This is a genomic window from Streptomyces sp. NPDC046862, from assembly GCF_040704615.1.
Classification (GTDB): domain Bacteria; phylum Actinomycetota; class Actinomycetes; order Streptomycetales; family Streptomycetaceae; genus Streptomyces.
Genome location: NZ_JBEYXP010000047.1, coordinates 56,743 through 80,827, shown reverse-complemented (window position 1 = coordinate 80,827; position 24,085 = coordinate 56,743). Strand labels below are relative to the sequence as shown.

The following is a 24,085-nucleotide window of genomic DNA, read 5'->3' as shown; positions in this document are numbered from 1 at the left end:
CAACTCCGGTACAGGTCAGGAATCTTGGGGCCAATCGGTGTGTTCTTGTGATGTGCAGGACACCCTGACGGAGCACGGCACGTTGTACAACGTAAGCTGTACCGGTGCCGAATAACGGCAAGTAGGGCCATAATGCGCGACACCGGCAAGCGCTGTGCCGAGCCGACCGCTGGGCGGCGTGTCCGAAATAGTGTGCATTGGGTCGGCAGTGTAGAACGGGAGATGTGACGGCCATGGCTACGGAAACTCCCCAGCTCCGCGACGCTCCTGCCGTCCCCGCGCCGGGTGACGAGCGGTGACCGAAGCCGGGACGGCGCGCACCGGCGACCCGGAGCGCGGCACCCTCGACAAGGCCGCGTCCGAGAACTTTCCGGTGGCGCCGTTCTTCCTGCCCAGGGCCTGGCGCGCCGACCTGATGGCCGTCTACGGTTTCGCCCGCCTCGTCGACGACATCGGGGACGGCGACCTCGCGCCCGGCGGAGCCGACGCCCGTCTGCTCGGCGTGTCCCCGGAGGAGGCCGAGGACCGGCTCGTCCTGCTGGACGCCTTCGAGGACGACCTCGGCCGGGTGTTCGACGGCGGCCCCCGTCACCCGCTGCTCCGCCGTCTCCAGCTCACCGTCCGCCGTCACGGTCTGACGCCCGAGCCCTTCCTCCGTCTGGTCGCCGCCAACCGTCAGGACCAGGTCGTCCGGAGATACGAGACCTACGACGACCTCCTCGCGTACTGCGAACTGTCCGCCAACCCCGTAGGCCACCTCGTCCTCGCCGTCACCGGCACCTCCACCCCCGAGCGCGTGCGCCGCTCCGACGCCGTCTGCACGGCCCTGCAGATCGTCGAACACCTCCAGGACGTGGCCGAGGACCTCGACCGCGACCGTATCTATCTGCCCGCCGAGGACATGAAGCGCTTTCACGTCCAGGAGGCGGATCTCGCCGCGACCACGGCAGGCGCATCGGTGCGCGCACTGGTTGCGTACGAAGCACAACGCGCCCGTGACCTGCTGAGTGAAGGCACCCCTCTGGTGGGTAGCGTCCACGGCAGGCTGAGGCTGCTCCTTGCGGGATTCGTGGCGGGGGGAAGGGTGGCGATCCGTGCGATCGCCGCCGCCGAACACGACGTACTTCCCGGCCCGCCCAAGCCCGGCAAGCTCCGACTGCTGCGCGAGGTGGGCGTGACTCTGCGAGGAGAGGGGTGATCCGGACCGTGGAGCCCGAGCCACACGCGTCCGCACCGGTACTCGCCGCCTACAGCTACTGCGAGGCCGTCACCGGACAGCAGGCCCGAAACTTCGCGTACGGCATCAGACTGCTGCCGACGCCCAAGCGCCGCGCGATGTCCGCGGTCTACGCGTTCTCGCGGCGCGTCGACGACATCGGCGACGGCGCGCTCGCACCCGACACCAAGGTGGCCAGACTCGAGGACACCCGGGCCCTGCTCGCCCGGATCCGCGAGGACGGCGTCGACGAGGACGAGACCGACCCGGTAGCGGTCGCCCTCGCGCACGCGAGCAAGCAGTTCCCGATCCCGCTCGGCGGTCTCGACGAACTCATCGACGGCGTCCTGATGGACGTCCGCGGCGAGACGTACGAGACCTGGGACGACCTCAAGGTCTACTGCCGCTGCGTGGCGGGCGCCATCGGCCGTGTCTCTCTGGGTGTGTTCGGTACGGAACCGGGAGCGCGCGGCGCCGAGCGCGCTCCCGAATACGCCGACACGCTGGGGCTCGCGCTTCAACTGACCAACATCCTCAGGGACGTTCGCGAGGACGCCCAGGGCGGGCGCACCTATCTGCCCGCCGACGACCTGGCCAAGTTCGGCTGCTCGGCCGGGTTCGGACGGCCGGTCCCACCGCCCGACTCCGACTTCGCGGGCCTCGTCCACTTCGAAGTGCGCCGGGCCCGCGCTCTGTTCGCCGAGGGCTACCGGCTGCTGCCCATGCTCGACCGCCGCAGCGGCGCCTGTGTCGCAGCCATGGCCGGCATCTACCGCCGGCTCCTCGACCGCATCGAGCGCGAGCCGGAGGCCGTGCTGCGCGGTCGCGTCTCGCTGCCGGGGCGCGAGAAGGCGTACGTCGCCGTGCGCGGGCTGTCCGGGCTCGACGCCCGCCATGTGACCCGCCGGACTGTCAGCCGGGCCGTCAGGAGGCGCACCTGATGGACAATCCGGTCCAAGGTGACTCCACCGGCGAAAAGCGGCACGCAACCCTCCGCCGCCCGGTCGCGTCCCAGACTGCGACGGCCCGCCGAGGAGCGTTCACGCACCACGGCCGCGCCGCGGGGGAGGGTGCGCGATGACGGACGGCACACAGTCCGAGGAGCTGCTCGACACGGACGGCCCGGGCCGCCCGGTGCGGGAGGCCGTCGTGGTCGGCGGGGGGCTCGCCGGGATCACCGCCGCGCTGTCGCTGGCGGACGCCGGAGTGCGGGTCACCCTGCTCGAAGGGCGGCCACGGCTCGGCGGACTGGCGTTCTCGTTCCGGCGCGGCGACCTGACCGTCGACAACGGCCAGCACGTGTACCTGCGCTGCTGCACCGCGTACCGCTGGTTCCTCGACCGGGTCGAGGGGACCGCGCTCGCCCCCTTGCAGGACCGTCTCGACGTGCCCGTACTCGACGCCCTGGCCCGGCCGGGACGGCGGCTCGGCCGACTGCGGCGCGACGCGCTGCCCGTGCCGCTGCATCTCGGGCGCGGCCTCGCCACGTACCCGCACCTCTCGTTCGCCGAGCGCGCGAAAGTGGGGCGTGCCGCACTCGCGCTCAAGGCACTCGACCTCGCGGACCCCGCGCTGGACACGCAGGACTTCGGCAGCTGGCTCGCCGCGCACGGTCAGTCGGCGCGTGCCGTCGAGGCACTGTGGGACCTCGTGGGGGTCGCCACCCTCAACGCGGTGGCCCAGGACGCCTCTCTCGGGCTCGCCGCGATGGTTTTCAAGACCGGTCTGCTGTCCGACCCGGGCGCGGCCGACATCGGCTGGGCGCGCGTCCCGCTGGGCGACCTGCACGACGGGCTGGCCCGCAAGGCGCTCGACTCGGCGGGCGTCCGCACCTCGCTCCGCACCCGCGTCACCTCCATCTCCCCTCACGAAGACGGGCGTTGGGCGGTTCGGGTTCCCGGAGAGACTCTCGACGTGGACGCCGTCGTCCTCGCCGTGCCACAGCGCGAGGCGCACGACCTGCTGCCCGCGGGGGCGCTCGACCACCCCGGGCGGCTGCTGGAGATCGGCACGGCGCCGATCCTCAACATCCATGTGGTGTACGACCGGAAGGTGCTCGGCAAGCCGTTCTTCGCGGCGCTCGGCACCCCGGTGCAGTGGGTCTTCGACCGGACCGGGGCGTCCGGGCTCGGCGAGGGCCAGTACCTGGCGCTGTCGCAGTCGGCGGCGCGGGACGAGATCGACGCACCCGTGTCCGATCTGCGGGAGCGGTACCTGCCGGAGCTGGAGCGGCTGCTGCCGGCCACGCGTGGCGCGGGCGTGCGGGACTTCTTCGTGACCCGGGAGCGCACGGCGACGTTCGCTCCCACTCCCGGTGTCGGGCGGCTGCGGCCCGGCGCCCGCACCAAGGCCCCCGGCCTGTACCTGGCCGGAGCGTGGACCGCCACAGGGTGGCCCGCGACCATGGAGAGTGCGGTCCGCAGTGGCATCAGCGCGGCGGACGCCGCACTGGGCGCCCTGGGCCGGCCTCGCGACCATCTCTTCGACTTCGAGGAGGCAGCCTGATGCTCGACGAGCGACGCGAGGCGGACCCCCGCACCTCCCGCACCGCAACAAGAGGAGAGACTGTGCCCACTGTGCCCCCGGCCTCCACGGCCGCGCGAGAGACCGCGGTGGACGTGACCGCGCTCCTGGAGCGCGGCCGGACCCTGGCCACCCCGGTGCTGAGGGCGGCCGTCGACCGACTGGCGCCGCCCATGGACACGGTCGCCGCTTACCACTTCGGCTGGATCGACGCCGAGGGCAACCCCGCCGACGGGGACGGCGGCAAGGCCGTACGCCCCGCGCTCGCCGTGCTGTCCGCCGAGGTCACCGAGGCGGCACCCGAGGTCGGCATCCCCGGCGCGGTCGCGGTCGAGCTGGTGCACAACTTCTCCCTGCTGCACGACGACCTGATGGACGGCGACGAGCAGCGCCGCCACCGCGACACCGTCTGGAAGGTGCACGGCCCGGCGCAGGCCATCCTCGTCGGCGACGCCCTCATGGCGCTCGCCAACGAGATCCTCCTGGAGCTCGGCACCGTCGAGGCCGGCCGCGCCACCCGCCGCCTGACCACGGCCACCCGGGCCCTCATCGACGGCCAGGCCCAGGACATCTCCTACGAGCACCGCGACCGTGTCAGCGTCGCGGAGTGCCTGGAGATGGAGGGCAACAAGACCGGCGCCCTGCTCGCCTGCGCCTGCTCGATCGGCGCGGTCCTCGGCGGCGCCGACGACCACACGGCCGACACGCTGGAGAAGTACGGCTACCACCTCGGTCTCGCCTTCCAGGCCGTCGACGACCTGCTGGGCATCTGGGGCGACCCGGTGGCCACCGGCAAGCAGACCTGGAGCGACCTGCGCCAGCGCAAGAAGTCCCTGCCGGTGGTGGCCGCGCTCGCGGCGGGCGGCCAGGCCTCCGAGCGGCTCGGCGAGATCCTCGCCGCCGACGCCAAGACCAGCGACTTCGAGAACTTCTCCGAGGAGGAGTTCGCCGCCCGCGCGGCCCTCATCGAGGAGGCCGGCGGGCGCGCCTGGACCACCGAGGAGGCCCGGCGCCAGCACCGGATCGCCCTCGACGCCCTGGACGAGATCAAGATGCCGGACCGGGTGCGGGCCCAGTTCGTGGCGCTCGCCGACTTCGTCGTCGTACGAAAGAGATGATCACTCAAGGGAAAGAGATGATCCCTATCGGTCGAATAATCCTCGCGTAGTCGCCGGCCGGTGCCTCGGGCACAGGGACAGCACCGGCCGACGGCGGACCCACAGCAGAGACATGCCACTGCACGAAGGGGAAGCCATGACAGCGACGACCGACGGAAGCACCGGGGCACCACCGCCCCGCGCTGCCTCGGCCAGCGAATCCGACACCGAGTCCGACAACGACACCCCAGGGGCGGCAGGGGCCGCGGATGCCGCCGTGCGTGCGGTGGCGCGCGCCACCGACTTCCTGCTCTCGCGCCAGGACGCCCAGGGCTGGTGGAAGGGCGACCTGGAGACCAACGTCACCATGGACGCCGAGGACCTGCTCCTGCGTCAGTTCCTGGGCATCCGCGACGAGAAGACCACGCACGCCGCCGCCCTCTTCATCCGCGGCGAGCAACGCGAGGACGGCACCTGGGCCACCTTCTTCGGCGGTCCCGGTGAACTCTCCACCACCGTCGAGGCGTACGTCGCGCTGCGCCTGGCCGGGGACGCCCCGGACGCCCCGCACATGGCCAGGGCGTCGCAGTGGATCCGCGACCAGGGCGGTATCGCCGCCTCGCGCGTCTTCACCCGGATCTGGCTCGCCCTGTTCGGCTGGTGGAAGTGGGAGGACCTGCCTGAACTCCCGCCGGAGCTCATCTACTTCCCGAAGTGGATGCCGCTCAACATCTATGACTTCGGATGCTGGGCGCGGCAGACGATAGTGCCTCTGACCGTCGTCTCGGCGAAGCGGCCGGTGCGGCCCGCGCCCTTCCCGCTGGACGAACTGCACACCGACCCCGGCCGTCCGAACCCGGTCAAACCCCTTGCCCCGGTGGTCAGTTGGGACGGTGTCTTCCAGCGGCTCGACAAGGCCCTGCACGGCTACCACAAGGTGGCCCTGAAGAGACTGCGCAGAGCGGCCATGAACAGCGCGGCCCGCTGGATCATCGAGCGGCAGGAGAACGACGGCTGCTGGGGTGGCATCCAGCCCCCGGCCGTGTACTCGGTCATCGCCCTGCACCTGCTCGGCTACGACCTTCAGCACCCCGTCCTGCGCGCCGGGCTGGAGTCCCTGGATCGGTTCGCCGTGTGGCGCGAGGACGGCGCCCGGATGATCGAGGCCTGCCAGTCGCCCGTCTGGGACACCTGCCTCGCGACCATCGCCCTCGTCGACGCCGGGCTGCCCGCCGACCACCCGCAACTGGTGAGAGCCACGGACTGGATGCTCGGCGAGGAGATCGTGCGGCCCGGGGACTGGTCGGTGCGCAGACCAGGACTCCCGCCCGGCGGCTGGGCGTTCGAGTTCCACAACGACAACTACCCGGACATCGACGACACCGCCGAGGTCGCCCTCGCGCTGCGCCGCGTCAAGCACCCCGACCCCGAACGCGTGGACAAGGCGATCGCGCGAGGAGTGCGCTGGAACCTCGGCATGCAGTCGAAGAACGGCGCGTGGGGCGCCTTCGACGTCGACAACACCAGTCCGTTCCCCAACAAGCTGCCCTTCTGCGACTTCGGCGAGGTCATCGACCCGCCGTCAGCCGACGTCACCGCGCACGTCGTGGAGATGCTGGCCGTGGAAGGGCTCGCCCACGACGAGCGCACCCGCCGCGGCGTCGAATGGCTGCTCGCCGAACAGGAAGCGAACGGCTCGTGGTTCGGGCGCTGGGGCGTCAACTACGTGTACGGAACGGGGTCGGTGGTCCCGGCACTGGTGGCCGCCGGGCTGCCCGCCTCGCACCCCGCGATCCGCCGGGCCGTCGCGTGGCTGGAGACCGTGCAGAACGACGACGGCGGCTGGGGCGAAGACCTGCGCTCCTACCGCGACGTCGCCGAGTGGAGCGGCAAGGGCGCCTCCACCGCCTCCCAGACCGCGTGGGCCCTGCTCGCGCTGCTGGCGGCGGGGGAGCGGGACGCAAAGGCCGTGGAGCGCGGGATCGACTGGCTCGCGGGCACCCAGCGGGAGGACGGCTCCTGGGACGAGCCGTACTTCACCGGGACCGGCTTCCCCTGGGACTTCTCGATCAACTACCACCTCTACCGGCAGGTCTTCCCGCTGACAGCGCTCGGCCGGTACGTCCACGGTGAGCCGACCGTCATCAAGGCACCGGCCGAGACGCCGGCCGCGCCGGGCCAGGGGAGCTGACGTGAGCGACGCTCCCGCCCCGGCCCCGCTGCTGATCGCCTGCGCGCTCGGCATCGAGCGGTTCGCCCTGCGCAGGGGGGACCGTGGCGGCGGGGGAGGCCCGGTCACCGTGCTGCGCACCGGCATGGGGCCCCGGGCGGCCGAGCGCTCGGTCACGCGGGCGCTCGGCGATCCGGCCCTGCGCGGGGCAGCCGTCCTGGCCACCGGCTTCTGCGCCGGGCTCGCGCCGGGCATGCACCCCGGTGACCTCGTCGTCGCCGAGGAGACCCGGGGGCCGCACGGCGCTGTCACGCCGTGCGAGGGCACCGACCTGCTGGTCAAGGAGCTGGCACGCGCCGTGCCCGGGCGCACCGTGCACACCGGTCCACTCACCGGTTCGGACCACGTCGTACGCGGGCACGAACGGGCGGAACTGCTCGCCACCGGCGCGATCGCCGTGGACATGGAGTCCGCCGCCACGCTCCAGAGCGCCCTGCGCCAGGGCGCGCGCCCGGTTGCGGCCGTCCGGGTGGTCGTGGACGCTCCAGAACATGAACTCGTCCGGATCGGCACAGTACGCGGTGGAATATCAGCTTTCCGCGTTCTTCGTGCCGTCGTACCCGCTTTTTTCGAATGGCACCGATCTTTGCCGCTCCCCAGGAGGTGAGCCAGATGGCCATGCCGCTCCGACAGTCCATCAAGGTCGCGACCTATCTCTTTGAACAGAAGCTGCGCCGGCGGGACAAGTTTCCGCTCATCGTCGAACTCGAACCGCTCTTCGCCTGCAACCTGAAGTGCGAGGGCTGCGGGAAGATCCAGCATCCGGCAGGTGTGCTGAAGCAGCGCATGCCGGTGGCGCAAGCCGTGGGCGCCGTCCTGGAGTCGGGTGCGCCGATGGTGTCCATCGCCGGGGGTGAGCCTCTGATGCACCCTCAGATCGACGAGATCGTGCGGCAGTTGGTCGCCAGGCGGAAATACGTCTTCCTGTGCACCAACGCGCTGCTGATGCGCAAGAAGATGGACAAGTTCGAGCCGTCGCCGTACTTCGCGTTCGCCGTGCACATCGACGGGCTGCGCGAGCGGCACGACGAGTCGGTGGCGAAGGAGGGGGTGTTCGACGAGGCCGTGGAGGCCATCAAGGAGGCCAAGAAGCGCGGCTTCCGGGTGACCACCAACTCGACCTTCTTCAACACCGACACACCGCAGACGATCATCGAGGTGCTCAACTACCTCAACGACGACCTCAAGGTCGACGAGATGATGATCTCGCCCGCCTACGCCTACGAGAAGGCGCCCGACCAGGAGCACTTCCTGGGCGTGGAGCAGACCCGCGAGCTGTTCAAGAAGGCCTTCGCGGGCGGCAACCGGCGCCGCTGGCGGCTCAACCACTCGCCGCTGTTCCTGGACTTCCTCGAAGGCAAGGTCGACTTCCCCTGCACGGCGTGGGCGATTCCCAACTACTCGCTGTTCGGCTGGCAGCGGCCCTGCTACCTGATGAGCGACGGGTACGTGCCGACGTACCGGGAGCTCATCGAGGACACCGACTGGGACAAGTACGGCCGCGGCAAGGACCCGCGCTGCGCCAACTGCATGGCCCACTGCGGCTACGAGCCGACCGCCGTCCTCGCCACCATGGGCTCCCTGAAGGAGTCGCTGCGCGCCATGCGCGAGACCGTCTCCGGAAACAACGGGTGATGTCATGACCGCCGTATCCCTGGGCGTTCCCGAGGTACCCGTCCGGCCGATCGCGGAGCGCCGCGTCTCGCGGCAGATCCAGGTCGGGCCGGTGGCCGTGGGGGGCGGGGCCCCGGTGTCGGTGCAGTCGATGACGACGACACGTACCTCGGACATCGGCGCCACCCTGCAGCAGATCGCGGAGCTCACCGCGTCCGGCTGCCAGATCGTCCGCGTCGCCTGCCCCACGCAGGACGACGCGGACGCGCTCGCCACGATCGCCCGCAAGTCGCAGATCCCCGTGATCGCGGACATCCACTTCCAGCCGAAGTACGTCTTCGCGGCGATCGAGGCGGGCTGCGCGGCCGTCCGGGTGAATCCCGGCAACATCAAGCAGTTCGACGACAAGGTCAAGGAGATCGCTCGGGCGGCGAAGGACCACGGCACTCCGATCCGTATCGGCGTGAACGCGGGCTCGCTCGACCGGCGGCTGCTGGAGAAGTACGGCAGGGCCACGCCCGAGGCGCTGGTCGAGTCCGCGCTGTGGGAGGCGTCGCTCTTCGAGGAGCACGACTTCCGGGACATCAAGATCTCCGTCAAGCACAACGACCCGGTGGTGATGGTGGGCGCCTACCGGCAGCTGGCCGCCCAGTGCGACTATCCGCTGCACCTCGGGGTAACCGAGGCCGGGCCGGCGTTCCAGGGCACCATCAAGTCCGCCGTGGCCTTCGGGGCGCTGCTGAGCGAGGGCGTCGGCGACACGATCCGGGTCTCGCTGAGCGCGCCGCCCGTCGAGGAGGTCAAGGTCGGCATCCAGATCCTGGAGTCGCTGGGGCTGAGGGAGCGGCGGCTGGAGATCGTGTCGTGTCCGTCGTGCGGGCGCGCGCAGGTCGACGTGTACCGGCTGGCCGACGAGGTCACGGCCGGTCTGGAGGGGATGGAGGTACCGCTGCGCGTCGCCGTCATGGGGTGTGTCGTCAACGGCCCCGGAGAGGCGAGGGAAGCGGACCTGGGGGTCGCCTCCGGCAACGGCAAGGGCCAGATCTTCGTCAAGGGCGAGGTCATCAAGACCGTACCCGAGTCGAAGATCGTGGAGACCCTCATCGAGGAGGCGCTGAAGATCGCGGAGCAGATGCGGGAGGACGGCGTCGGGTCGGGGGAGCCGGCCGTCACCGTGAGGTGAACAAGCAGGGGTTGAACAGCACCATCCGAGAGGGGGCCCGAGCGTGACGATTCTGGAGAGCATCCGGGGACCACGCGACCTGAAGGCGCTGTCCGAGGCGGAACTCGGTGAACTGGCCGACGAGATCCGGGAGTTCCTGGTGCACGCGGTCGCCAGGACCGGCGGGCACCTGGGGCCCAACCTGGGAGTGGTGGAACTGTCCATCGCGCTCCACCGGGTCTTCGAGTCACCCGTCGACCGCATCCTGTGGGACACCGGCCACCAGAGCTATGTGCACAAGCTGCTGACAGGTCGTCAGGACTTCTCCAAACTGCGCGGCAAGGGCGGCCTGTCCGGCTACCCGTCCCGCGAGGAGTCCGAGCACGACGTCATCGAGAACAGCCACGCCTCGACCGCCCTCGGCTGGGCGGACGGGCTCGCCAAGGCCCGCCAGGTGCAGAGGGAGAAGGGGCATGTCGTCGCGGTCATCGGTGACGGTGCCCTCACCGGCGGCATGGCGTGGGAGGCGCTCAACAACATCGCCGCCGCCAAGGACCGTCCACTGATCATCGTCGTCAACGACAACGAGCGCTCGTACGCCCCCACGATCGGCGGCCTCGCCAACCACCTCGCGACCCTGCGCACCACCGACAGCTACGAGCAGGTGCTCGCCTGGGGCAAGGACGTCCTGCTGCGGACACCGGTCATCGGCACCACCCTCTACGAGTCGCTGCACGGCGCGAAGAAGGGCTTCAAGGACGCCTTCGCCCCGCAGGGCATGTTCGAGGACCTGGGCCTGAAGTACGTCGGGCCGATCGACGGGCACGACCTGGGAGCCGTGGAGTCCGCGCTCAGGCGCGCCAAACGCTTCCACGGGCCCGTACTGGTCCACTGCCTCACCGAGAAGGGCCGCGGGTACGAGCCCGCGATCGCCCACGAGGAGGACCACTTCCACACCGTCGGCGTGATGGACCCGCTCACCTGCGAGCCACTGTCGCCCGCGGGCGGCCCCTCCTGGACCTCGGTGTTCGGCGACGAGATCGTACGGATCGGCGAGGAGCGCGAGGACGTCGTGGCGATCACGGCGGCCATGCTCCACCCGGTGGGGCTCGGCAGGTTCGCGGAGCGGTTCCCCGACCGTGTGTGGGACGTGGGGATAGCCGAGCAGCACGCCGCGGTGTCGGCGGCCGGACTCGCGACCGGCGGCCTCCATCCGGTCGTCGCCGTCTACGCCACCTTCCTCAACCGTGCCTTCGACCAGCTGCTGATGGACGTCGCGCTGCACCGGTGCGGGGTCACCTTCGTGCTGGACCGGGCCGGTGTCACGGGCGTCGACGGCGCGTCGCACAACGGCATGTGGGACATGTCGATCCTCCAGGTCGTCCCCGGGCTGCGCATCGCGGCGCCGCGCGACGCCGACCAGCTGCGCGCCCAGCTGCGCGAGGCGGTCACCGTCGACGACGCGCCGACGCTGGTCCGCTTCCCCAAGGAGTCCGTGGGACCGGAGATCCCGGCGGTCGACCACGTGGGCGGCATGGACGTGCTGCACCGCTCACCGGGCCTCCCGGAGGTGCTGCTGGTGGCCGTCGGTGTCATGGCGCCGGTCTGCCTCCAGGCCGCGGAACTGCTCGATGCCCGCGGCGTCGGCTGCACCGTCGTCGACCCGCGCTGGGTCAAGCCCGTCGACTCCGCGCTGCCCGGGCTCGCCGCCGAGCACCGTGTGGTGGCCGTGGTGGAGGACAACAGCCGGGCGTCCGGCGTCGGCGCGGCGGTCGCTCTCGCCCTCGGGGACGCCGACGTGGACGTGCCCGTACGGCGGTTCGGCATCCCGGAGCAGTTCCTCGCGCACGCCAAGCGGGGTGAGGTACTGGCCGACATCGGCCTCACACCGGTCGAGATCGCCGGGCGGATCAGCGCCTGCCTGGCCGCCAAGGACGAGCTCGCCAAGGAGAAACCCGCCATGGAGAAACAGGAATGACCACCGCGGAACCCGCAGCCGGGGCCGAGGAGTTCGACCTCGGCAGACTCCTGGCCGAGCGAGGTGCCGAGCGCTACGAGCTCCACACCCGGCACCTCAACCACCAGCTCCCGCGCATGCTGCACACCATCGGCTTCGACAAGGTCTACGAACGGGCCGAGGGCGCGCACTTCTGGGACGCGGACGGCAACGACTACCTCGACATGCTCGCCGGGTTCGGGGTGATGGGCCTGGGCCGCCACCACCCCGTGGTCCGCAAGGCGCTGCACGACGTCCTCGACGCCTCCCTCGCCGACCTCACACGCTTCGACTGCCAGCCGCTGCCGGGGCTCCTCGCCGAGAAGCTCCTCACCCACAGCCCGCACCTGGACCGGGTGTTCTTCGGCAACAGCGGCACCGAGGCCGTGGAGACCGCGCTGAAGTTCGCCCGGTACGTGACGGGAAAGCCGCGGATCCTGTACTGCGCGCACGCCTTCCACGGGCTGACCACCGGCTCGCTGTCCGTGAACGGCGAGTCGGGCTTCCGGGACGGGTTCGCGCCGCTGCTGCCCGACACGGCGGTCCCGCTCGGCGATCTCGACGCCCTGGCGAAGGAGCTGAAGAAGGGGGACGTCGCCGCCCTCATCGTCGAACCCATCCAGGGCAAGGGCGTGCACGAGGCCCCGCCCGGCTACCTGCGTGCCGCCCAGGAGCTGCTGCACCGGCACAAGGCGCTGCTCGTCGCCGACGAGGTGCAGACCGGGCTCGGACGCACCGGCGACTTCTACGCCTACCAGCACGAGGACGGCGTGGAGCCGGACCTGGTGTGCGTGGCGAAGGCGCTCTCCGGGGGCTACGTACCGGTCGGCGCCACCCTCGGCAAGGACTGGATCTTCAAGAAGGTCTACTCGTCGATCGACCGCGTCCTCGTCCATTCGGCGAGCTTCGGCTCCAACGCCCAGGCCATGGCGGCGGGCCTCGCCGTGCTGTCCGTCATGGAGAACGAGCGGATCGTCGCGGGCGCCCGCGCGACGGGGGAGCGGCTGAAGTCCCGGCTGGCGGCGCTCGTCGACAAGTACGAGCTGCTCAGCGACGTACGCGGCCGGGGTCTGATGATCGGCATCGAGTTCGGGAAGCCGAAGTCACTGGGGCTGCGCGGCCGGTGGACCATGCTGCAGGCCGCGCGCAAGGGCCTGTTCGCGCAGATGGTCGTCGTACCGCTGCTGCAGCGGCACCGCATCCTCACCCAGGTCTCCGGCGACCACTTGGAGGTCATCAAGCTGATCCCGCCGCTCGTCATCGGCGAACGGGACGTCGACCGCTTCGTCGACGCCTTCACCGACGTGATGGACGACGCGCACAACGGTGGCGGACTGATGTGGGACTTCGGCAAGACCCTGGTGAAGCAGGCGGTGGCCAACCGCTGAGCCGTCCCCATGGGGGCCAGCGGGAAATTTTGCCTGTGGGGCAACAGATTTGCCCCACAGGTAATCCTCCGGCTGAATGGAGGCATGAGCCTCATCGAGCCGGAGCCGTCCGCCGGGGCCGAAGACCCCGCTGACCTCCCCGCCGTCGCCCCGCAGCTGCGCACCCTGCGCCGACGTGCTTCCCTCACGCTGGAAGCCGCGGCCCGGGCCGCCGGGCTGTCGCCCGCGCATCTGTCCCGGCTGGAGACCGGCCGCCGCCAGCCCTCGCTGCCGATGCTGCTCGCGCTGGCCCGTATCTACGGTACGACCGTGTCGGAACTGCTCGGCGAGACGGTCGCCGAACGGGACGCGGTCATCCGCGCCGCCGACATGGAGCCGACGCCCGCGGGCGGCTGGACGTACTGGCAGGCGGGCGCCTCCGGGCGTGGCATGCAGGCCCTGCGTGTGCACGTGCCGTACGGCTCGCAGGGCGACGTCGTGCGGGTCCACCCGGGCGAGGAGTGGCTGTACGTGCTGAAGGGGCGGCTGCGGCTGCGCCTCGGGGACACGTCGCACGTCCTCGCGCCGGGGGACAGCGCCCACTTCGACTCGCTGACCCCGCACCGCCTCGCGGCCGCCGACCACGACGGCGCCGACCTGCTCTTCGTCCACACCCTGCTGCAGAGCCCGACGGCCACGCTGTGCCTCGGGCCGACGACCACCGGAGAAGCCCCGTGAGCAACATCGAAGACAAGTTCCCCCGTGCCCTGTGGGTGCGGCTGATCATCTACATCGCGGTGGGTCACCTCTTCGCGGCCTTCATCTATCTGCTCTTCGAGGCGGGCGCGAAGCGGTGACCCGCGGAGCCGTTCGGCTGAGCCCAGCAGCCGTTCGGCTCAGTCCAGCAGCCGTTCCCGCAGCCGCTCCCGGATCTCCGGCGTGACCTTCAGGCCCTGCTCCAGGTACGCGTCCACGTCGCCCCAGTTCTCCTCGATCGTCTCGAACGCCGCCTCCAAATACTCGGCCCGCGCGTCGAACAGCGGGTTGAGCAGCTCCATGACCTCGGGGGAGTAGGCACTGGCCGACGTGCTGCTGCGGTGCACCTTGTAGCGGCGGTGGGCGGCGGCCGACTCCAGGTAGTCGGCCATGATGGCGTCGCGCTCCACCCCGACGGCGAGGAGCGTCACGGCTATCGACAGGCCCGCGCGGTCCTTGCCGGCCGCGCAGTGCATCAGGGCGGGCACGCTGTCCTCGGCCAGCGCGTGCAGCACCTGGGAGTGCTCGGCCGTGCGGTGCCGGATGATCGTGCGGTACGAGCGGATCATGCGGCCCGCCGCCCTGTCGTCCGAGAGCAGGGCGCGCAGCTGGTCCAGGTCCCCGTCGCGGACCATCTTCCAGAACTCGGCTCCGTCCGCCGGGTCCGTCAGCGGCAGGTTGACGTTTCGCACGCCCGGCAGGTCGACGTCCGGGCCCTCCAGCTTCTGGTCGGCCGCGTTGCGGAAGTCGAAGATCGTATGCAGTCCCAGAGAGGACAGGAACACGGCGTCCTCGCCGGTCGCGTGCGCGAGGTGACCGCTGCGGAACAGCCGCCCCTGGGCCACACGCCGGCCGTCCACGGTGGGCAGGCCTCCCACGTCCCGGAAATTACGCACTCCGGTCAGCTCCGGCTCGGTCGACGGGACCTGCTGCGTCACGGGGGCTCCTCCCATCCGGCCGCCGGCGGTGCTCGGCTCCGCACACCGACGTTGCGCCCTCGACGATACGACATGGCTTCGTAGGCCACGGAGTTGTCCACAGGAGCTCGCGAGCGTTTGCCATGGGGCCCGCCGGACTTGATGATGTTGGGGCCTGATCGCACGTGTTCGAATATGTTGGAGGCTTGATGCTGGAGATCGGCGGAGACGGTCGTACCTGGCTGCTCTCGGGACCCACGAGCAGCTACGCGCTGTCTCTCACCGAGGACGACACCCTCCTGCACCTCCATTGGGGACCGCGGATCGGGATCGCCGACGCGGAGGGGCTCGCGGCCCGGCCGTTGCCCCCGTACCGGGGGTTCGAGTCCCAGATCGACGGGCTCGAGGAGTACCCGGTCGAGGGCGGCCCCCGCTTCGTGCGGCCGGCGCTGTCCGTCCGCACCGACGAGGTCCGGGGCACCGAGTGGACCTTCCGCGCGTACGAGGTCGAGGACGACGAACTGCGGCTGCGGTTCAGCGACCACGAGCTCGGCATCACGCTGCACTACCGGATGCGCCACGACGTCGTCGAGCGCTGGGTGACCCTCACCAACGAGGGCGCCGACGTGGAGGTGCTGCGCGCCGACTCCGCGACCTGGACGCTGCCGCTGCGCGAGGGCTGGCGGCTGTCCCAGGTGCACGGCCGGTGGGCCGCCGAGTCGCAGCTCGTCCGCACGGACCTCACCTACGGTGAGCACGTCATCGGCAGCCGGCGCGGCCACACCGGGCACCAGCACCTGCCGTGGGTCGCGCTCGACGCCGAGGGGGCGACCGAGGAGCGCGGCGAGGTCTACGGGTGCGCGCTCGCCTGGTCGGGCACCTGGCGCATCTGCGTGGCCCAACTCCCCGACGCGCGTGTGCAGATCACCGGCGGCATCGGCTACGACGACTCGGGTCTGCTGCGTCTGGCCGCGGGTGACTCGTACGCCACTCCCGTCTTCGCGGGACTGTGGAGCGACGGCGGCTTCGGCGGGGCGAGCCGCGCCTGGCACGCGTACCAGCGCGCGTACGTCATCCCGGACGCGGACCGGGACCGGCCGGTGCTCTACAACTCCTGGGAGGCCACGGAGTTCGACATCTCGGAAGACCAGCAGCGCGAACTGGCGCGCCGGGCCGCCGCCATGGGGGTCGAGCTGTTCGTCGTCGACGACGGCTGGTTCGGCAGCCGGACCAGTGACCGGGCGGGCCTCGGTGACTGGACGCCCAACCCCGACCGCTTCCCGGCCGGACTGAAGCCGCTCGCCGAGGACGTGCGCGCGCTCGGCATGCAGTTCGGCATCTGGGTCGAACCCGAGATGGTCAACGCGGACAGTGATCTGTACCGTGCGCACCCGGACTGGGTGCAGTTCCAACCGGGACGAAAGCGGACGGAATTCCGCAATCAGCTCGTACTGAACCTCGCCCGCGACGACGTCCAGGAGTATCTCTGGGAGAAGCTGGACGCCCTGCTCTCCAGCGCGCCCATCGACTATGTGAAGTGGGACTTCAACCGCTGCTTCACCGACGCCGGCTGGCCCGGCGAGCCGTACCCGCAGAAGCTGTGGGTCGAGCACGTGCACGCCTTCTACCGTCTGCTCGACCGGCTGCGGGCCGCGCACCCGGGGGTCGCCTTCGAGTCCTGCTCGGGTGGCGGCGGCCGGATCGACCTCGGGGTCGTGTCACGCACGGACCAGGTGTGGACCTCCGACAACACCGACCCGCTCGACCGGCTCGTCATCCAGCACGGCTTCAGCCAGATCCACCCGGCGCGTGTCATGGCCGCCTGGGTGACCGACAGCCCGAACACCCAGCTCAATGACCGTGTGAGCTCCCTGCGCTTCCGGTTCGTGAGCGCCATGGCGGGTGTCCTCGGCGTCGGCGGTGACCTCACGACCTGGAGTGAGGAGGAGCTCGCCGAGGCGCGCGAGTGGGTCGAGCTGTACAGGGAGATCCGTCCCGTCGTGCAGCGTGGCGACCTGTACCGGCTGCGGCCCCCGGCCGGCGGGCTGAGCGCGGTGCAGTACGTCCATGGCGACGAGGTCGTCGTCCTCGCCTGGCTGCAGGCCCAGCACTACGGAGAGCCGGCCGCCCCGCTCCGGCTGCGCGGCCTCGATCCAGGGAATGCATATGAATGCCGTGAATCGGGCGAAGTGCACCGGGGTGCCGTGCTGATGCATCACGGTCTGCCCACGGGGCTGCGCGGCGACTTCGATGCGGCAGTTATCCGACTGCGCCGCATCTGAGTGTTCTGTCCGAAATGAAGCCTTGAGTCCAAGTAGCCCTGGAATAAAGCAGGGTGGGTCGAAGGTGGGTGACCAGCGTCATATCCGTGACGCTGTGTCGCCGTCATGTTCACGTAATGCTGGCCGATTCTCAGGGCGATTGAGAAAGTGCGGAGATCGCTCATTTACGGAGAGTGACGGTGAATTCCTGAAAGGGTGAGGGAACCAGACGCACAGGAAAGCCCAATGGTTGTCCGGATGCCCGTAAGTCGCTTACGTTCCCCTCAATCCGGACGGACGCCGAATCCTGCCGCCGCCCGGAGCCGCCAACTCACCCGTGCACGGCAGGAGCGGGGGACCCACAGGCAGTACCGCCTGTTCCGGTCTCCGGAACAGGCTTGGGGTAAAGCCGTGCGCGCGTACGGCCGGGCATCTCCAGTCCGCACCCGACAGCTCACCTCGTAGGCGCCGGAGAGGAATTCGTCATGCCCGCGAGGGGTAAGCATCGCCGCCCGAAGTCCCAGCGCTTCACCCGTTCCATAGCCGCCGCCGGAACCGGTGGCGCCGCACTCGCACTTCCGCTCATCGGGGCCACCGGGGCCCATGCCGCGTCCGCGGACTCCGTTTCTCAGAAGACGACGGCGGTTTCCGAGAAGACCGTCACCGAGAACAGCGCGAAGGCCGCGGCGGAGCAGGCCGGCGAGTCGGCCACCGCCAAGAAGGCCTCGACGCGGACCTATTCGGTCCGCCACGGAGACTACCTCTCCAAGATCGCCCGGGAGCAGCACGTCTCCGGCGGCTGGAAGAGAATCTACGCGGACAACCGTGAGGCCGTCGGCTCCGACCCGTCGCTCATCCACCCGGGCCTGAAGCTCACCCTCCACGGCAAGGCGCCCTCGGGCGGCAACAAGGCGTCGGACAAGACCGCGTCCTCGTCGAAGAAGGCCGCGCCACAGAAGACCGAGACCAAGGCCGAGACGACGTCGACCACCCAGAGCGCGGACGCCAGTGGCACCGGCTTCACGCTCCCCGTCGAGGGCGCCACCATCGGCACCGGCTACAAGACCCCGGGCGGCATGTGGTCCAGCGGTTATCACACCGGCGTCGACTTCATCGTCCCGACCGGTACCAGCCTCAAGGCCGTCGGCGCGGGCACGGTCGTCACCGCCGGCTGGGGCGGCGCGTACGGCAACCAGGTCGTCATCCAGCTCGCCGACGGTCACTACGCCCAGTACGGCCACATGTCCCAGCTGTCCGTCTCCGCGGGCCAGACCGTGAGCGAAGGCCAGCAGATCGGCCTCTCCGGCGCGACCGGCAACGTCACCGGTCCGCACCTGCACTTCGAGATCCGCACCGGTCCGGACTACGGCTCGGACATCGACCCGCTGGCGTACCTGCGCTCGAAGGGCGTCAACGTCTGACGCGCTCCCCGCGCACCTGACGCATCCTCCGCGTCACGCGTCGGTGAAGGCCGGGCCCTGCGATGTACGGGGCCCGGCCTTCGGTGTGCCCGGCCGCTCCTCCGTGCCGCTCCTCCGGTCCGCTCCCACGGTCCGCTCCTCCGGGGCGTCCGTGCGTGTCCGGCTCATGACCGGCGCATCGCAGTCGTGTGGCATGGCCGGAGGACGTCTCGACAGGCGTGCGGAAGTGGCGGCACAGTGATCGACTGCAAGCGCTTTCCATGCTGGTCGACCAAGGAGTAGCGTCATGACCACTCGCAGAGCGTTCGGAGCCCTCGCCGCCGGTGCCGCCCTCGCGGCCCTGGCGCCGGTGCCCACGGCGAGCGCCACGTCCCGCCACCGCCGTGGACGGCTGATCGCGGCCGACGGCTTCCGGCACGGCCTCGGCCGGTGGGCCACCGAACTGCAGGACGGCGGCACCGTCACGGCCTCGGGCGGTGTCCTGGAGATCGACGTGCCGAGCGGCGCCACGGTGTGGTTCCGGAAACGGCTCGAAGGCCCGTACGTCATCGAGTACACCGCCACGCCGGTCTCCGCGGGCGGCGTCAACGACCGGGTGTCCGACCTCAACAACTTCTGGAACGCCGTCGACGTACGGTCGCCCGACGACATCTTCGCCACCGAGCGGGGCGGCGCGCTCGCGGAGTACGACTACCTCAAGACCTACTACGTGGGATACGGCGCCAACACGAACACCACGACACGACTGCGCCGTTATGTCGGCGAGGCGGGTGTGCGGCCGCTGGTCCACGACTACACGGAACCCCTGCTCGTCGCCAACGAGCCCCACCACGTACGGATCGTCTCCGACGGCTCCACCGTCCAGTGGTGGAACAACGGGCGACTGGTCTTCGACTACGAGGACCCGGAGCCGTACACGAGCGGGCACTTCGCCTTCCGGACCACGTGGAGCCACTTCCGGATCAACGGATTCCGGGTCTGGCGGCTCGCTCAACGCCCCTGATGAAAAGCTTATTCCGCAATTGACCAACACTTGACGAGTGGCTTATCTCACCGCACGTCAACCCTTTCCTACGGTCGCGTAGCTCACATCCCGAGGTGAATCATGGACCGATGTGGCAGACGATTCGAAGAATGACAGCAGATCAGTGATCGGGTCGTACGTGGCGGTGGGGGACAGCTTCACCGAGGGCGTCGGCGACCCCGGCCCCGACGGGGCGTTCGTCGGCTGGGCCGACCGGTTCGCGGTACTCCTCGCGGACCGGCGTCCGGAGGGCGACTTCACCTACTCCAACCTCGCCGTGCGCGGGAAACTGCTCGACCAGATCGTCGCGGACCAGCTCCCGCGCGCGAGGGAACTCGCCCCGGACCTGGTCTCCTTCTGCGCCGGCGGCAACGACATCATCCGTCCGGGCACCGACCCCGACGAGGTCGCCGAGCGCTTCGAGCGGGCCGTCGCCGGTCTCACCTCCGCCGTCGGCACGGTGTTGGTGACCACCGGCTTCGACACCCGGGGCGTGCCCGTCCTCAAGCACCTGCGCGGCAAGATCGCCACGTACAACGGTCACGTGCGCGCCATCGCCGACCGGTACGGCTGCCCCGTCCTGGACCTCTGGTCGCTGAAGACGGTGCAGGACCGGCGGGCCTGGGGCAACGACCGGCTCCACCTGTCACCCGAGGGCCACACCCGGGTGGCCCTGCGGGCCGGGCAGGTCCTGGGCCTCGACATCCCCGCCGACCCCGACCAGCCGTGGCCGCCCCTCCCGCCGCGCGGCACCTTCGAGGTCCGCCGCGACGACATCCACTGGGCCCGCGAGTACCTGGCCCCCTGGATCGGCCGCCGCCTCCGTGGCGAGTCCTCCGGGGACCGTGTGGTGGCCAAGGGGACCCTGTCGCCGGACGACATCAAGATGCGGATCGAGTCGCTGGTCTGAGTGTTCTCGGTGGCGGCGCACTCCGTGCTCCGGGCTCAACTGCCACGTCCGCTCCAGCCCGTCGCGGGGATCAGCACCTGACCCGCGCTCCGGGCGGCTGCCCGGTGGCGCGTCCGTCGTCGGCGGTGGCTCAGGCCTTCGCCGACGTCAACGCCTCGCGCTCCAGGCCCAGTTCGCGGGCGAGGGCCTCGTCGGCCCACTCCAGGGTGCGGGTGCGGGAGACGGCGCCCTCGTAGGCGGTGGTCTGAACGGCGAGTCCGTCCAGCAGAGCGGTGAGGCGGAGGGCGGCGGCCGCGGGGTCGGGGCACTGGAACTCGCCCGCCGCCACGCCCTCCGCGATGACCTCGGTGATGGCGGCCTTCCACTGCCGGTCGAGCCCGCGCGTCACCTCGCGCAGCGCGGGCTCGCGCAGCGCCGCCGACCAGCCCTCGATCCACAGCCGCCAGCCCTTGGCCTGCCCGGTCGGCGCGTACCAGCGCACGGCCGCCCGCAGTCGCCGCAGCGCGGTCGTCCGGCGGCCCAGCAGCCCCCGCAGATGGGCGAGGTCGTCCTCGGCGGCGTACGTGAACGCCTCGGCGACCAGCTTCTCCTTGGTCGAGAAGTGGTAGAGCACCAGCGCGTTGCTCACCCCGAGCACCGAGGCGACGTCGGCGATGCGTACGGCCGCCACGCCCCGCGCCTCGATCTGCTCGACGGCGGCGCGCAGCAACTCCTCACGCCGCTCAGCCACGCTCAACCGCACTCTGCTCACGTGGCAACCCTAGTCCGTCGGTACGCACAAGGGCCCCGGCGTCACCGGTACCAGCCGAAACGCTCCGCGATCACCGGCAACCGGTCGGCGGCGAGTACGTGTGCGGCCGTGCGCGGAGTCGTTCCGTCGGCCTCCGCGCGGGCCAGCACCCGGCCGACGAGCGCGCGCATCGAGCGGCGGACGTGGGCGAACGCCTCCTCCGCGTCCGCCTCGATGTCCCCGAACAGCGTCCACCACCACCAGGCGTTCGTCGCGGAGTTGACCACGACGTCCGGCAGGACGGTGACCCCGCGCGCGCAGAGCAGTTCCTCGGCCGCGGGCAGGACCGGCATGTTCGCGGCCTCGGCGATCCAGCGGGCCGTGATCCGCTCCTGGTTCCCCGTGTCGATCGCGTAAGAGACCGCCGCGGGCACCAGCACCTCCACGTCGGCCGACAACCAGGCCTCACCCGGAAGCTCCCGGTCCTCGGGGCGCAGCACCGCGCGGTCCACCGTCCCGTACGTGTCGCGGGCGGCGAGCAACGCCTCGACGTCGAGCCCCTGAGGGTTGCTGATCGTGCCCTTGACGTCGGCGACGGCCACCACCGTCAGCCCCGCGCGCGTGAGGAAGCGCGCTGTGGCCCCGCCCATGGTGCCCAGGCCCTGCAGCGCGACCCGGGTCCCGGAGTGCGGCACGCCCGCCCGGTCGAGAGCGGTCAGCACCGACTCGGCCACCCCGCAGCCTCCGACCAACTCGTCCAGCCCGATGCCGTCGACCCGCAGGGCGAAGGCGTCCGCGAGCCGCCGCCGCGCCTTGGCCTCGTCGTCGAGCAGCGGGTAAACGGCCTGGACGGACGAGACGAGCCCCACCTCCGCGGCGGCCCGGTCCACCAGGTCCTGCGTGAGGCCGAGGTCCTCACCCGTGGTCCAGAAGCTCTCGACGTACGGGCGCATCGCGCGCAGGTAGCGCACCAGCAGGCCGTACGCCTCCGGGTCGCGGGGGTCGCAGTCGATGCCGCCCTTCGCACCGCCCAGGGGGATGTAGCGGTTCTCCGGGTGCCGCTCAGGGTCGTAGTGCAGGGCCTCCTTCAGGGTCATGCCCCGGGCCAGCCCCGCGACCTCCTCCTGCGTACAGCCCGGCCGCATCCGCAGTCCGCCGCTGGCGACCGACCGCACCAGCCGGTCCACCACGAGGTAGCCACGGCGGCCGGTGAGGTGATCGGTCCAGGTGAGCGACATGAGAGGGTCGTGCATCGGGTCTCCTCAGGGGTGTGAGCCGACGGCTGTTACTGAATTGGCGTTCAGCATGCCATCCCGCGGTCACCTGGTGGGCCCGGCGTTGTCGGAGGGGCGGACCATAATGGAATGCCTCAGCGCATTCACCAGGAGGTGGCCGTGTCCGGTTTCCGTTCCACGAGCTCCGGGCTGCGCGGGCTGCGTCCCGCCGCCTTCGGCGCGGATCCGGGCGGCGAGCGCCTGGAGCGGATCCGCAGGTCGCCGAATTTCGCGAACGGCGTGTTCGTCAACCCGGAAGGCACGCGCGTGCGCCCGGCGGGCGGCGCCGCGCTCGACATGGCCAAGCGCTACCTGCGCAAGGAGGAGCGCGCCCAGCGCGCGCCGACCGGCCCCGTGCCGGTGCACTCCACCACCCTCGCCGACCTGGCCCGGCCGCCGGCGAGCGGACTGCGCACCACGTGGATGGGGCACTCCAGCGTGCTCGCCGAGATCGACGGCCACCGGGTGCTCTTCGATCCCGTCTGGGGCGAGCGCTGCTCCCCCTTCGCCTTCGCCGGGCCCAAGCGGCTGCACCCCGTGCCGCTGCCGCTGGCCGAGCTCGGCCCGGTGGACGTCGTCGTGATCTCCCACGACCACTACGACCACCTCGACCTGCCCACGATCAAGTCCCTGGCCGGCACGGACACGCTGTTCGCGGCGCCCCTCGGCGTCGGTGCCCATCTGGAGCACTGGGGCGTCTCCGAGACGCGGATACGCGAGCTGGACTGGACCGAGAGCACGAAGATCGGCGGCCTCACCCTGACGGCCACCCCGGCCCGTCACTTCTGCGGACGCGGCCTGCGCAACACCCAGCACACGCTCTGGGCCTCGTGGGTCGTCACGGGCGAGGCGCACCGGATCTACCACAGCGGCGACACCGGTTACTTCGAGGGCTTCAAGGACATCGGCGCCGAGCACGGCCCCTTCGACCTCACGATGATCCAGATCGGCGCGTACAGCGAGTTCTGGCCGGACATCCACATGACCCCGGAGGAGGGCATGCGTGCCCACCTCTACCTCCAGGGCGGGAACCCGTCCGGGGTGATGCTGCCGATCCACTGGGCGACGTTCAACCTGGCGCCGCATCCGTGGGCGGAGCCGGGGGAGGGCACCATCAGCTCCGCCCGCTCGGTCGGCGCGGCCGTAGCGCTGCCCCGCCCGGGCGAGCCCTTCGAGCCGACCGGCGAGACAGTGCCGTCCGAGCCCTGGTGGCGTGCGGTCGCCGTCACTCCAACGGGTGGTTGGCCCGTCCTCGACGGTCGGCCGGTCACCACAACGGGTGACGTCCCCGACAAGACCGTGGAAGGCACCGGGGAGCCGGAAACCGTTCCGACCGGGTGAATTCACGATCGTTTCCGAGGGCCGAGGGCTGCATTGCCCCTCGGCCCTCATTGCTTTTTAGTGACCACTCCTGACCAGCTCTGATCGGATGATTTCCGCGTCAGGAACGCATGTCCGATGGTTTATCGGCCTGTCGTACGAAGGCTCATACCAGAGCGGGAAGCTTTGCGGGGGTCTTTGTCAACTGCGCACCGGTCCTGACGCGTTGGCGACTACTGTGAGTTGCCGTCGGGCGACACAGGGCCG

The 24,085-nt window shown here is 70.6% G+C and carries 22 protein-coding genes and 1 riboswitch; of the genes, 18 read left to right on the top strand and 4 right to left on the bottom strand.

The features are described 5' to 3' along the window. Positions 1–295: 295 nt before the first annotated feature. The 13 genes from hpnC to AB0959_RS38935 all read left to right on the top strand — a co-directional run bounded on the left by hpnC (position 296) and on the right by AB0959_RS38935 (position 14,062). Complete coding sequence (gene hpnC, locus AB0959_RS38995) at positions 296–1,198, top strand: squalene synthase HpnC (RefSeq protein ID WP_366831511.1); 903 nt, start codon at positions 296–298, stop codon at positions 1,196–1,198. After that, positions 1,195–2,157 (top strand): presqualene diphosphate synthase HpnD, encoded by a 963-nt coding sequence (gene hpnD, locus AB0959_RS38990; protein ID WP_366831510.1) that lies wholly within the window; start codon positions 1,195–1,197, stop codon positions 2,155–2,157. Before hpnC ends, hpnD begins: the two co-directional genes overlap by 4 nt. Continuing rightward, on the top strand, positions 2,157–2,297 hold the full coding sequence (locus AB0959_RS38985; RefSeq protein ID WP_366831509.1) for a DUF6380 family protein: 141 nt from the start codon (positions 2,157–2,159) through the stop codon (positions 2,295–2,297). Before hpnD ends, AB0959_RS38985 begins: the two co-directional genes overlap by 1 nt. After that, positions 2,294–3,721 (top strand): hydroxysqualene dehydroxylase HpnE, encoded by a 1,428-nt coding sequence (gene hpnE / locus AB0959_RS38980; protein WP_366831508.1) that lies wholly within the window; start codon positions 2,294–2,296, stop codon positions 3,719–3,721. The genes AB0959_RS38985 and hpnE overlap by 4 nt, the downstream gene beginning before the upstream one ends. Then, entirely contained in the window at positions 3,721–4,857 is a 1,137-nt protein-coding gene (locus tag AB0959_RS38975; RefSeq protein ID WP_366831507.1) for a polyprenyl synthetase family protein, read from the top strand. The genes hpnE and AB0959_RS38975 overlap by 1 nt, the downstream gene beginning before the upstream one ends. 136 nt (positions 4,858–4,993) lie before the next feature. Further along, positions 4,994–7,027: a squalene--hopene cyclase gene (gene shc, locus AB0959_RS38970; protein WP_366831506.1), complete on the top strand. Its 2,034-nt coding sequence runs from the start codon at positions 4,994–4,996 to the stop codon at positions 7,025–7,027. Position 7,028: 1 nt separating this feature from the next. Then, positions 7,029–7,673, top strand: coding sequence for a 1-hydroxy-2-methyl-2-butenyl 4-diphosphate reductase (locus AB0959_RS38965; RefSeq protein ID WP_366831505.1), 645 nt, complete (start codon positions 7,029–7,031; stop codon positions 7,671–7,673). A gap of 5 nt (positions 7,674–7,678) precedes the next feature. Further along, entirely contained in the window at positions 7,679–8,701 is a 1,023-nt protein-coding gene (gene hpnH / locus AB0959_RS38960; RefSeq protein ID WP_366831504.1) for an adenosyl-hopene transferase HpnH, read from the top strand. 4 nt (positions 8,702–8,705) lie between these two features. Continuing rightward, complete coding sequence (gene ispG, locus AB0959_RS38955) at positions 8,706–9,863, top strand: flavodoxin-dependent (E)-4-hydroxy-3-methylbut-2-enyl-diphosphate synthase (RefSeq protein ID WP_366831503.1); 1,158 nt, start codon at positions 8,706–8,708, stop codon at positions 9,861–9,863. A 43-nt stretch (positions 9,864–9,906) separates the two neighbouring features. Further along, positions 9,907–11,820: a 1-deoxy-D-xylulose-5-phosphate synthase gene (gene dxs, locus AB0959_RS38950; RefSeq protein ID WP_366831502.1), complete on the top strand. Its 1,914-nt coding sequence runs from the start codon at positions 9,907–9,909 to the stop codon at positions 11,818–11,820. Then, positions 11,817–13,226: an aspartate aminotransferase family protein gene (locus tag AB0959_RS38945; RefSeq protein WP_366831501.1), complete on the top strand. Its 1,410-nt coding sequence runs from the start codon at positions 11,817–11,819 to the stop codon at positions 13,224–13,226. The genes dxs and AB0959_RS38945 overlap by 4 nt, the downstream gene beginning before the upstream one ends. 84 nt (positions 13,227–13,310) lie before the next feature. Next, the gene (locus tag AB0959_RS38940) at positions 13,311–13,943 is read left to right on the top strand and encodes an XRE family transcriptional regulator (protein ID WP_366831500.1); all 633 of its coding nucleotides are present in this window, start codon (positions 13,311–13,313) and stop codon (positions 13,941–13,943) included. Then, positions 13,940–14,062, top strand: coding sequence for a DUF6126 family protein (locus AB0959_RS38935; protein ID WP_366831499.1), 123 nt, complete (start codon positions 13,940–13,942; stop codon positions 14,060–14,062). The genes AB0959_RS38940 and AB0959_RS38935 overlap by 4 nt, the downstream gene beginning before the upstream one ends. Positions 14,063–14,101: 39 nt before the next feature. Here the strand turns inward: AB0959_RS38935 and AB0959_RS38930 are convergent, their stop codons facing one another. Continuing rightward, entirely contained in the window at positions 14,102–14,899 is a 798-nt protein-coding gene (locus tag AB0959_RS38930; RefSeq protein ID WP_366831498.1) for a tyrosine-protein phosphatase, read from the bottom strand. A gap of 188 nt (positions 14,900–15,087) precedes the next feature. Here AB0959_RS38930 and AB0959_RS38925 point away from each other — a divergent pair, with 188 nt between their 5' ends. Beyond that, positions 15,088–17,160 carry an alpha-galactosidase gene (locus AB0959_RS38925; protein WP_366831535.1) on the top strand — a complete coding sequence of 691 codons (2,073 nt, stop codon included), beginning with the start codon at positions 15,088–15,090 and terminating at the stop codon, positions 17,158–17,160. A 293-nt stretch (positions 17,161–17,453) separates the two neighbouring features. Then, a riboswitch (cyclic di-AMP (ydaO/yuaA leader) is annotated at positions 17,454–17,620 on the top strand. A 4-nt stretch (positions 17,621–17,624) separates the two neighbouring features. Next, on the top strand, positions 17,625–18,560 hold the full coding sequence (locus tag AB0959_RS38920; protein ID WP_366831497.1) for a peptidoglycan DD-metalloendopeptidase family protein: 936 nt from the start codon (positions 17,625–17,627) through the stop codon (positions 18,558–18,560). A gap of 33 nt (positions 18,561–18,593) precedes the next feature. Here AB0959_RS38920 and AB0959_RS38915 read toward each other — a convergent pair whose 3' ends face one another. Further along, positions 18,594–18,728 (bottom strand): hypothetical protein, encoded by a 135-nt coding sequence (locus AB0959_RS38915; protein WP_366831496.1) that lies wholly within the window; start codon positions 18,726–18,728, stop codon positions 18,594–18,596. A gap of 118 nt (positions 18,729–18,846) precedes the next feature. Between AB0959_RS38915 and AB0959_RS38910 the strand changes: the two genes are divergently transcribed. Next, positions 18,847–19,563, top strand: coding sequence for a DUF6250 domain-containing protein (locus AB0959_RS38910; protein ID WP_366831495.1), 717 nt, complete (start codon positions 18,847–18,849; stop codon positions 19,561–19,563). A gap of 145 nt (positions 19,564–19,708) precedes the next feature. Continuing rightward, entirely contained in the window at positions 19,709–20,494 is a 786-nt protein-coding gene (locus AB0959_RS38905) for an SGNH/GDSL hydrolase family protein (protein WP_366831494.1), read from the top strand. 130 nt (positions 20,495–20,624) lie between these two features. Here the strand turns inward: AB0959_RS38905 and AB0959_RS38900 are convergent, their stop codons facing one another. Beyond that, positions 20,625–21,245, bottom strand: coding sequence for a TetR family transcriptional regulator C-terminal domain-containing protein (locus AB0959_RS38900; RefSeq protein WP_366831493.1), 621 nt, complete (start codon positions 21,243–21,245; stop codon positions 20,625–20,627). A 41-nt stretch (positions 21,246–21,286) separates the two neighbouring features. Beyond that, a complete protein-coding gene (locus tag AB0959_RS38895; protein WP_366831492.1) occupies positions 21,287–22,477 on the bottom strand; it encodes a Glu/Leu/Phe/Val dehydrogenase dimerization domain-containing protein in 1,191 nt (396 codons plus the stop codon). A 141-nt stretch (positions 22,478–22,618) separates the two neighbouring features. Between AB0959_RS38895 and AB0959_RS38890 the strand changes: the two genes are divergently transcribed. Then, positions 22,619–23,839 (top strand): MBL fold metallo-hydrolase, encoded by a 1,221-nt coding sequence (locus AB0959_RS38890; protein ID WP_366831534.1) that lies wholly within the window; start codon positions 22,619–22,621, stop codon positions 23,837–23,839. Positions 23,840–24,085 lie beyond the last annotated feature (246 nt).

Bases quoted from the DNA above. Each gene is read 5' to 3' on its own strand.
- AB0959_RS38985 (WP_366831509.1), top strand. From the start codon at position 2,157: ATGGACAATCCGGTCCAAGGTGACTCCACCGGCGAAAAGCGGCACGCA.
- hpnE (WP_366831508.1), top strand. From the start codon at position 2,294: ATGACGGACGGCACACAGTCCGAGGAGCTGCTCGACACGGACGGCCCG.
- AB0959_RS38975 (WP_366831507.1), top strand. From the start codon at position 3,721: ATGCTCGACGAGCGACGCGAGGCGGACCCCCGCACCTCCCGCACCGCA.
- shc (WP_366831506.1), top strand. From the start codon at position 4,994: ATGACAGCGACGACCGACGGAAGCACCGGGGCACCACCGCCCCGCGCT.
- hpnH (WP_366831504.1), top strand. From the start codon at position 7,679: ATGGCCATGCCGCTCCGACAGTCCATCAAGGTCGCGACCTATCTCTTT.
- ispG (WP_366831503.1), top strand. From the start codon at position 8,706: ATGACCGCCGTATCCCTGGGCGTTCCCGAGGTACCCGTCCGGCCGATC.
- AB0959_RS38945 (WP_366831501.1), top strand. From the start codon at position 11,817: ATGACCACCGCGGAACCCGCAGCCGGGGCCGAGGAGTTCGACCTCGGC.
- AB0959_RS38940 (WP_366831500.1), top strand. From the start codon at position 13,311: ATGAGCCTCATCGAGCCGGAGCCGTCCGCCGGGGCCGAAGACCCCGCT.
- AB0959_RS38925 (WP_366831535.1), top strand. From the start codon at position 15,088: ATGCTGGAGATCGGCGGAGACGGTCGTACCTGGCTGCTCTCGGGACCC.
- AB0959_RS38920 (WP_366831497.1), top strand. From the start codon at position 17,625: ATGCCCGCGAGGGGTAAGCATCGCCGCCCGAAGTCCCAGCGCTTCACC.
- AB0959_RS38915 (WP_366831496.1), bottom strand. From the start codon at position 18,728: ATGAGCCGGACACGCACGGACGCCCCGGAGGAGCGGACCGTGGGAGCG.
- AB0959_RS38910 (WP_366831495.1), top strand. From the start codon at position 18,847: ATGACCACTCGCAGAGCGTTCGGAGCCCTCGCCGCCGGTGCCGCCCTC.
- AB0959_RS38895 (WP_366831492.1), bottom strand. From the start codon at position 22,477: ATGCACGACCCTCTCATGTCGCTCACCTGGACCGATCACCTCACCGGC.